7 protein-coding genes are annotated in these 9,025 nt (G+C 35.6%); 1 reads left to right on the top strand and 6 read right to left on the bottom strand.

What is annotated here, in order from left to right; translation table 11 throughout:
* The first annotated feature begins 271 nt into the window (after positions 1 to 271).
* Positions 272 to 1,705, top strand: a complete 1,434-nt coding sequence (locus ACSKY2_RS08805; RefSeq protein WP_491737194.1) for a hypothetical protein — start codon at positions 272 to 274, stop codon at positions 1,703 to 1,705.
* Positions 1,706 to 1,822: 117 nt separating this feature from the next.
* Here ACSKY2_RS08805 and gpmA read toward each other — a convergent pair whose 3' ends face one another.
* The 6 genes from gpmA to ACSKY2_RS08775 all read right to left on the bottom strand — a co-directional run bounded on the left by gpmA (position 1,823) and on the right by ACSKY2_RS08775 (position 8,971).
* Positions 1,823 to 2,542 (bottom strand): 2,3-diphosphoglycerate-dependent phosphoglycerate mutase, encoded by a 720-nt coding sequence (gpmA, locus tag ACSKY2_RS08800; RefSeq protein WP_489840114.1) that lies wholly within the window; start codon positions 2,540 to 2,542, stop codon positions 1,823 to 1,825.
* Between the two features lie 93 nt (positions 2,543 to 2,635).
* Positions 2,636 to 3,649 carry an NAD(P)/FAD-dependent oxidoreductase gene (locus tag ACSKY2_RS08795; RefSeq protein ID WP_489877488.1) on the bottom strand — a complete coding sequence of 338 codons (1,014 nt, stop codon included), beginning with the start codon at positions 3,647 to 3,649 and terminating at the stop codon, positions 2,636 to 2,638.
* A 40-nt stretch (positions 3,650 to 3,689) separates the two neighbouring features.
* Positions 3,690 to 4,505, bottom strand: a complete 816-nt coding sequence (locus tag ACSKY2_RS08790) for an SseB family protein (protein WP_489877487.1) — start codon at positions 4,503 to 4,505, stop codon at positions 3,690 to 3,692.
* A gap of 773 nt (positions 4,506 to 5,278) precedes the next feature.
* On the bottom strand, positions 5,279 to 6,334 hold the full coding sequence (locus tag ACSKY2_RS08785) for a BMP family lipoprotein (RefSeq protein ID WP_489877486.1): 1,056 nt from the start codon (positions 6,332 to 6,334) through the stop codon (positions 5,279 to 5,281).
* 182 nt (positions 6,335 to 6,516) lie between these two features.
* Positions 6,517 to 7,374 carry a 4-(cytidine 5'-diphospho)-2-C-methyl-D-erythritol kinase gene (ispE, locus tag ACSKY2_RS08780; protein WP_489877485.1) on the bottom strand — a complete coding sequence of 286 codons (858 nt, stop codon included), beginning with the start codon at positions 7,372 to 7,374 and terminating at the stop codon, positions 6,517 to 6,519.
* 337 nt (positions 7,375 to 7,711) lie between these two features.
* A complete protein-coding gene (locus ACSKY2_RS08775) occupies positions 7,712 to 8,971 on the bottom strand; it encodes a M20/M25/M40 family metallo-hydrolase (RefSeq protein WP_489877484.1) in 1,260 nt (419 codons plus the stop codon).
* Positions 8,972 to 9,025 lie beyond the last annotated feature (54 nt).

Raw genomic sequence — 9,025 nt, 5'->3', positions numbered from 1 at the left:
TATCAAAAACAGGAATTAACTATCAAAAACAGGAATTAAAAAACTCCGTTTTGCGTTTACTTTATTACTAAAAAATGAGATGTGCCTATCCGATTTTTTTAATTTTATAAAATAGTTAGATTACTTATTTCAGTTTTTTAAAAAAATATTAAATAATTTGATATTATGTAACAATTTCTTATTTTATTATGGGAATAATAGATTTTTTTGTTATAAAATTTTACGATTAACAATATACTTAGTTTTAATGTACGTATTATTGGAGTTGCACATGTTTAAAAAATTCAAACCATTTTTAGGACGAGAAAATACGCTTATTTTTTCTTTCTTCGAGTTATTATTTCAATCAGAAAATAATGAACTATCGTTAATTGAACTACAGCAAAAATTAGATATTAGTAAATATAAATTAGATGTTACCCTCACAAGAGCACAAGAAATCAGTTCAAATTTTTCTGAACTGGATCTTGTATTTGACAAAACACACATTACCTTCAACACAATTAGTTACACTACTTTTAACAATCTAAAATCATATATTGCCAATCAATCTATACCATTTCAAATTTTTATTTTTAATGTTATGTTGCGACGGCATACTCCTGAAGAACAATTTCAACAAAAGTTAAATATTAGTAGTGCTACTTACTTTAGGATCAGAAAACGCTTATTCAATGACCTTAACCTAGACCATTTAGATGAAATGCAAATCCGTTTTTTAATATTCGATGCATTGACCTACTTCAACTACTTTGACTATTTAACGGATTACCATGTCGATGATTTAGAACCATTTATCGCTCTTTCAAAGGATATTTGGGATTTTAAATTACCAGAAGATGTATATCGTAGTTGCATGCATTTATTAATGATTAATTATGTACGTTCATTAATTCGCGGTGTTCGAAGCATTCCTGCGAAATACTATTTAGTAAATTATGAGTCTTCTGAAAATGTTCAAGAATTTACTCATCGAATTATGTCTAAATTAAATACTTCTCGTGAATTCGCTATTCAAAGCACCAACATGATTTTAATTTATGTCTTATACCATGGCTCATTGCCAAATAAAAATATTAATCGATTGAACAATGCGAAAGAGATACAACAAATTACTGCATTACAAGTAGAAGCTGCTCGAAAAACATTAGGTGATCAAGCTAATATAAAAGAATTTAAAGATTTTGCAGATAATTTAGCCGCAATTAATGTTGCCGCTCTCCTACCAATTGTGCCAATGCAAGATTGTATGAATGATAAGACAATGATGTGGCATAAAGAATCACATCCTGGCATTGATCATTTATGTCAACAATTAACAGATATTCTTCTTAGTCATTCTTCTCAAGTAGACAATATGGTACTTGATGAAAAGCAATGTCGTTATCTTTTTGGTATCTATATTTCAACTGCTCTACCAGCAAATATTTTTCAGGATACTGTTTATATTGCCGTCAACTTTAATCAAAGTCGTTTATTAACACAACATGTTTTGAAAGAATGTCAATCCCTGACAAATCTCAATATTATGGCGTATGAGGATATCGATGATAAAACGGATATCTATATATCTGATACTTACAACCCAAATTTTGATAAACCTCAAGTCATTTGGGCAAACTTACCAGAAATGGCAGATTGGCTAAAACTATATAAGTTGGTTATTAAAGTCAAACATGAAAAGTTTATTGCTGAAGAAAATTAATTAATTCCTAACTTTGTGTCAATTTTCATAGCTACATAAAAAAACAGGATTTCCAAAAATAGGAAATCCTGCTTTTTTAACGATTGATGAAATCGTTTGTTTATTAATTATTATAGATTAAGCTTCAGGCTTCAAAATCTTCTTTGAAACAACGTTCAAGTCTTCATCCAAGTCGTAAACCCATGGCTCACCATTAGCAATTTCAACACCCATAATGTCAGCATCTGAGATTTGCTCAACATGCTTTACTAGGGCACGCAATGAGTTGCCATGAGCACCGATAACAACATTCTTACCGTCCTTCAATGCCTTTGAAATATCTGAATCCCAAAATGGCAAAACACGATCCAAGGTAACTTTCAAGTTTTCACCTTTTGGTAATTCACCTGCAGGTACATCTGAATAACGACGATCCAATGCTGGATACGTCTTACCATCAATGGTCATTGTTTCTGATTGCTCTTCTAGTAATGGTGGCAAAACGTCATATGAACGACGCCATTGATGAACTTGTTCATCACCCCATTTCTTTGCTGCATCAGCCTTATTCAATCCTTGCAAAGCACCATAATGACGTTCATTCAAACGCCATGACTTAACTTCAGGAATCCATAATTGATCTGCTTCTTCCAACGCCAAGTGTAATGTCGTAATTGCACGTGTCAATACTGACGTATAAGCTTGGTCGAATTGAATACCTTCCTTAGCTAACAATTGACCAGCCGTCTTTGCCTGTGCAATTCCCTTGTCACTTAACTTTGTATCAACCCATCCATTGAATAAATTTAATGCATTCCATTCACTTTGACCGTGACGAATTAAAACCAACTTTGCCATTGGTACACCTCTTTTTCTAATTTTGTTCGTTATTATTGTAACAAATTTTCATGATATTTAGTAGTAATTGATAAAGCTTTCACAAAAGCATCACTAACGTTTTACCATACCATCTTCAACGACTAATGCTGTCGAATGAGCAGGTCCTTTAATGTCAGGCAAAATGCGTGTCATGATGTCATTGATTGCCGTGGGTGCCTCACCAAAACCAGTCGCAATCACATCATATTTACCATTGTAAGCAGCAACATCCCCAATGGCATAAATATTAGGAACTGAGGTTGCCATATTTTGAGCAACTAATACTTGATTCTGCTGATTAACTTCAGGCTGAATTGTCCACCCTGCCATGATTTTATTTTCAGTTTGGAAACCATAACTAATCACCACTTCGTCAACTAATACTGTTTTTGTTTCTTCCGCACGAGCTAGTTGTAATGTCACCAATAATGCGCCCGTTTCTTCACGAGTAATTTGTTTAATCGTATATGGTGTCTCTAGCACAATTGATGAGTTTGCCAACTTAGTTAGACTATGCTCTAGTGCTCTAAATTTATCCCGTCGATGTGTCAAAGTGACTGTTTTTGCAACTGATTCTAATTGCAATGCCATGTCTACTGCTGAATCGCCGCCACCAGCAACTAGGACACGTTTATTTTGAAATGTATCAATATCATGTGTCGAATAATGAATGTTGGCTTGGACATGCTCACCCAATAAATCACTTGCAATCTGACGTGGTTCAAAAGCTCCTGCTCCTGTCGCTAACAAAACACCTTTCGTATGAAAATCTTGTTGATTATTTGTTTGGATATGGTAACCATCATCCTCAGGAATAATATCTGTTACAGTTGTTCCCCGTAATATTTTATGGTCAAATTGAGACAGCTGAGTTGTTAGATCAGTAATCAAATCTTCACCGGTAACATTTTTATAACCAGCAATATCTAAAATGGTTTTTTGGGGATAAAAGTTAGTCACCTGACCACCTAAATCTGCCAGGCTTTCAACAATCACAACGTTTAACTCACGTAATCCTGCATAAAAGCCTGCAAACATCCCAACAGGTCCTGCACCAATAATCGTCAAATCAATTTCTTCATTCATTATCTCTTAAACTTCCTATCTTACAAATTAACCCACAACGTTAGTCTAATGTCCGATTATATAAACTATCAAATTCAGATAAGTCAACTTGGAAATCATCAGCAAAAACAATGTCCACCGCACTACCTTCATCCCCAGCCTTTTCTTCAAAAGTAGTTGCAATTTGTTGGTATAACGCTTGAACGGCATCCCGATCTGGTCCATCGATCACTAACAGATAATTAGACGTATCTGTATCATTATTTGTTAACCACAGCAAATACATACTTTCGATAGTCCCCATTGCATCATCTGCAATACCAATCAACTCGTATCGTAATGGTGTTGGAATAATTTCTTCAGCAGATGAAATTTCCATATCATTGTCACCCTCTGTTGACTCTGTCGTGTCATCTGTTTGCTGTTCTGCAACTTGTTGGGCAATATAAGCAATATTATCACGTGTAATCGGCATACCATTTGTGAATGGATTAAGTGCTAATCCTTCAATACTTTGAGCGTCATCGTTTTGCAAAATTGGCAAATAATCGGCTAGTGCCATCCCCCATGGATAAACCGGTAATTCAGACTCGATTGACTGGGCATTATAGGCATCAAGATCCGTAAATACTGGGAAAACACCATTACCATTTTCCAATTCAAAGGTGACTAACTGCATTTGTGCATCATCTGGTAATTCTACATCACCATCATCTTTAATAATTGGAGGTTCTGAAAAATTAACTGGTGCAATAAAAACAGCATCAATTAGTGCTTGGATAAAGTTATGTTCAGTGACCTCATTTTGTTCTTCACGAAAAACTGCTATCGCATCTAGTAACTTGTCATTACGTAGTTCTTCTTCATCATTATCCATGCGTTAATATTCTCCTTATCAGCTCTCATTACTTGTTAATAAGTATAACGGAAATCAATATGTTTGTCAGTGGGCGACATTTTTATAAATATTAAAAAATATTTGGTTACTGAATGTTACTCAAAAAAGTTGTCATAATTTTATTGTGCCAAACTAAAAAAGCCGAACATCGTCGCATCATGCGGACGGTTTCGACCAGTGTCGTTATTATCGATCTCTATGACACTTTCGACGGATAGGTGGTAGTCAAACAGTTGATTGTTAACTCCATAAACATATGCATTATTACTAATAATGACACCATTGTCACCATCTTCTGTCTAACTTTTTCAGTGTGATTGGTTATAAAACACTCATCACTGACTTAGAAATATATTAATACCATAATACTGGATTATATCTCTATATGTGTTTCTAATATATTTTGCGTTTCCCCTCAAGCAGTAACTTCATAATACCTTAAATAACACTTAAAGTAAATATATAATCCATTTTATTTGATCATATTACGTTATTTTTATATTTTATTATCAATAAAATATAAAAGCGTTCGGATTATACTAGCATAGTTAATACAAAAACGAACATTACGTTTAATTCACTGGTATGATCATTTTCAAAAAATATAATCATCAGTTATAACTGTTAATCTAAAAAACCATCAATTCACCAAATTATAATGGTATAATCGACAGTTTTTCATTCAACTCTATGGGTTGCCTTATTAAGGCACTATTGTTCTTAACTTAATCTGGATAATTAGATTTTATTCATTATTCGGCTGGTACCTTCACATCACCATCAATAATTTTCTTCTTCGCATCTTGAACAGCTTGCCAAGCATCACTTGACATATGACCACGTGTTACAGCCACACCTTTATCATCTAACCCATAAATCAAATGCTTTCCACCAGGAAAATTACCCTTCGCTGTTTTGTTCGTGACATCAACAACAGCCTTGCCAACACGCTTAACAGCAGACGTTAGTGTAAAGTTAGATTTACCATCTTTGGCAGTATAGGCACCATCAGCATTTTGATCACGGTCAACACCAACGACCCAAACCTTATCTGACGCATTTTTACTTTCGTTTAAGTCCTTTGCTTCAGTAAACACACCAGCACCTGAACCACCAGCTGCAGAATAGACCACATCGGCACCATTTTGATACATCGTTGAGGCAATCGTCTTACCCTTTCCTGCATCAGTAAAGCTACCAACATATTGTGCATCAACTTTAATATCAGGATTAACAGATTTTGCACCTGCAGTAAATCCAGCTTCAAACGTTTCAACAACAGCTGACTTCATACCACCCACAAAACCAACCTTATTTGTCTTAGTTGTTTTTGCTGCTGCAACACCAGCCAAATATGATGATTGCTCTGATTTAAATGTAACTGAAACGGTATTCTTACGAGCTTTAGCAACATCGTCAATAATCATATAATTTGTATCTGGATGCTTTTTTGATTGCTCGTTAATTGTTGAGACAAGTTGGAACCCAATACCATAAATGTTTTTAAAACCATCTGAACGTGCTTGGTCCATATTTGTCGTAAAATCAGCACTTGTCTTTGAAGGATAATAAGCATAACCACCCTTACCTTGCTTGACATTATTTGCCTTTGCCCATGACTTCATACCTTCCCAAGCTGATTGGTTAAATGACTTATCATCTATCCCACCACCATCAGTTACCAAAGCAATTGAAGTCTTATCACTCTTTGCATCATTTGACTTGTTTCCAGATAAGGCAGCATATGCGCCTCCTGCAATTATAACCACTGCAGCACCTGCTACCCACATCTTTGCGTTTGAAGCCATTTTTTATCCCCTTTTACTAAATGATTACCAATATTGTTCGTCTATTACGAATTACAATATAAATATAATGGGTAGTTAACAAAAAGTAAAGCACTTTGTTCGTTTTTATGGTTATTAAAGCTAAATAATTAAAAAAAATAAGACAAAAGACGAACAATGCCATTTTACCTTAATTTTACTAACTAATTTACGAGTCGCACAAGGTATGTTTCTGGCACAAATCCTCTCACTGCATTATAAATCCGCTTCGCACGAGATTCCTTTTCCGAAATTGCAAAAACCGTTGGCCCAGTACCAGACATTTGCGCTGCATCAGCACCAAAATCATACATTTTTTGCTTTAATTTCAAAATTTCTGGATATTTTGTGCCTGTAATTGTTTCAAGAACATTGAACATTTTATGATAAGTCGCTTGAAAATCACCTGCATTCACTGCATGCATCAATCCAATCATATCACCGTGTTGCATATCTGAATAATCAACTAACTTTAAAATTTTAGGTGTCGATACGCTAATGCCTGGTTTAGAGACAATGATCCATAGTGCTGGTAACGCCCGTTGCAATGGCTCAACAATTTCCCCACGCCCACGTACCCGAGCAGGTCGTGAATAAACACAAAAGGGGACATCGGCATCAATACGTAGCCCAATAATTGCTAATTTTTCTTCTGTATAGTGCAGCTGCCAAATACGATTTAAGCCACGTAATACAGCTGCTGCATCCGATGAACCACCACCTAATCCTGCTGCAACTGGAATGCGTTTCATAATATGAATTTCAATACCTTCATTTTTACCAGCCATATCACGCATTAATTTCGCCGCTTGGTAGGCTAAATTTTTTTCATTCAAAGGTAACAAGCCACTTGTTGATTCAACAATAATTTTTTGATGATTAGTCGTTGTGCGAATAGTCACCGTGTCAGCTAGATCGATGGCCACCATTAACATATCCCACTCCTGTTCACCATTTTTATGAATAAAAGGGGTATCAAGGCTAATATTTAACTTTGCGTATGCTTGTTCTAATACTTCCATCGTAGCCAAATCCTTTCACAAGTTATTCTAATTATAGCAAGTTGCTTTTAATTACGAAACAATGTCTTGTTATAATAAAGCAGCATAAAACGCTAAGGTGTTGGTCTGCATTGCATCCATATTTTTTGTGAGACAATGACTACCATGAAAGTTGCTTATCGTTCTAGTAATTGAACAATTGATTTATTGAAAAAGAAAACTAATTTAGCCATCATTTCACTAGCAACAAAAATATCAACTAAAACTTTTTAGACTTTTAAGGGCTTGGCACTACTCATTTTTAAAAACGAGCAGCCAAGCCCTTTTGATAACATCCCCTTATTTCATCAACTTAAAGCTACTTCAAATACTGTTGTGCAATATGACGATACACGTCTACCATTGCGAAATAAGTATCACGTTCAACATATTCATTTGCTTTGTGCGCAGTTGTATTACCTGGACCAATAATGGCTAACTGCATATTAGGATTACCACGCAAAAATTCGGTCGCATCTGTTCCCAATGATACAGCGATTGCTGGGGCTGCAACTGGTTCAGACAAATAACTTGGAATGATTGATTGTATCATTTTAATCAACGGTCCATCCTTAGGTGCAACAACAGCATCATCGTATGCCTTGACACGCAAACTTAACTGCATTGTATCATCAGTACGATTAACGTCAGTCACTAATTGGCTTAGTCGTGCGATCAATTCTTCAGCTGGCAGTTCAGGAATAAGTCGTGCAAATTCAGTTAGTGTCGCAGAATCAGGTACTGAATTGGGTTGACTCCCACCACGAATAACGTTAGCCCCTTGCATCGTTTTTGCCAAGACTGGACTTTCTTCAGTTAAATCATCGTAAAACTTTTTTTCTGCTTGATAATAGGTAATCAAATGATCGATGGCATTAATTCCTAATTTTGGCATAGAACTATGGGCAGCTTTACCAGTTGCTGTCACTTCATATGCCAAAAATCCTTTGTGAGCGAAAAATATAAAGTGTTGTTCTTTTGCCGTCGCATTAGTCATTGCTTGTTTTAAATTAGTAAGCGTTTGCTCATCGATAACCGCACCACCACTAGCAAAATAATCTGAAATTTCTGATAGTGCGACACCAGTGGGTTCACCAATGATGACAGCATCAACGTCATCCAAATAACCATCAGCAACTAGTTTTTTTGCACCAGTCTCTGTTCCTTCTTCATCAACAGTCGCAATAAATCGTAACGTTCCATGGAGCGATTGCTTTTCATCATGAAGTTCAACCATTGCCATGGCAAAATCGGCCAAGCCACCTTTCATATCAGTCACGCCACGACCATAGAGTTTGTTATGACGTTCATCAAGTTGAAAGGGGGCTGTTTGCCACGTGCTTGTATCCCCCTCATGAACAGTATCAATATGGCCAGCAAAAGCCAACACTGGTCCTTGTCCATCTCCAATTTCAGCAACTAAATTCGCTCTGCCTGGTGACACATAAACTAATTGACTTTTAATATCATGTGCTAAAAAATACGCCTGTAAATATTTTGCAACTGCTTCTTCATGACCAGCCACTGTATTTATTGCAACTAAATCACTTAATAGCGTTATTTTTTCTTGATCTGTCATACATTACTCCTCTGTCGGTATTCTAATCTAATCTTAATATAGCATTGATAAATT

It is taken from the genome of Weissella sp. ESL1156 (genome assembly GCF_058505625.1).
This window is presented reverse-complemented; position numbering and strand designations above follow the sequence as displayed.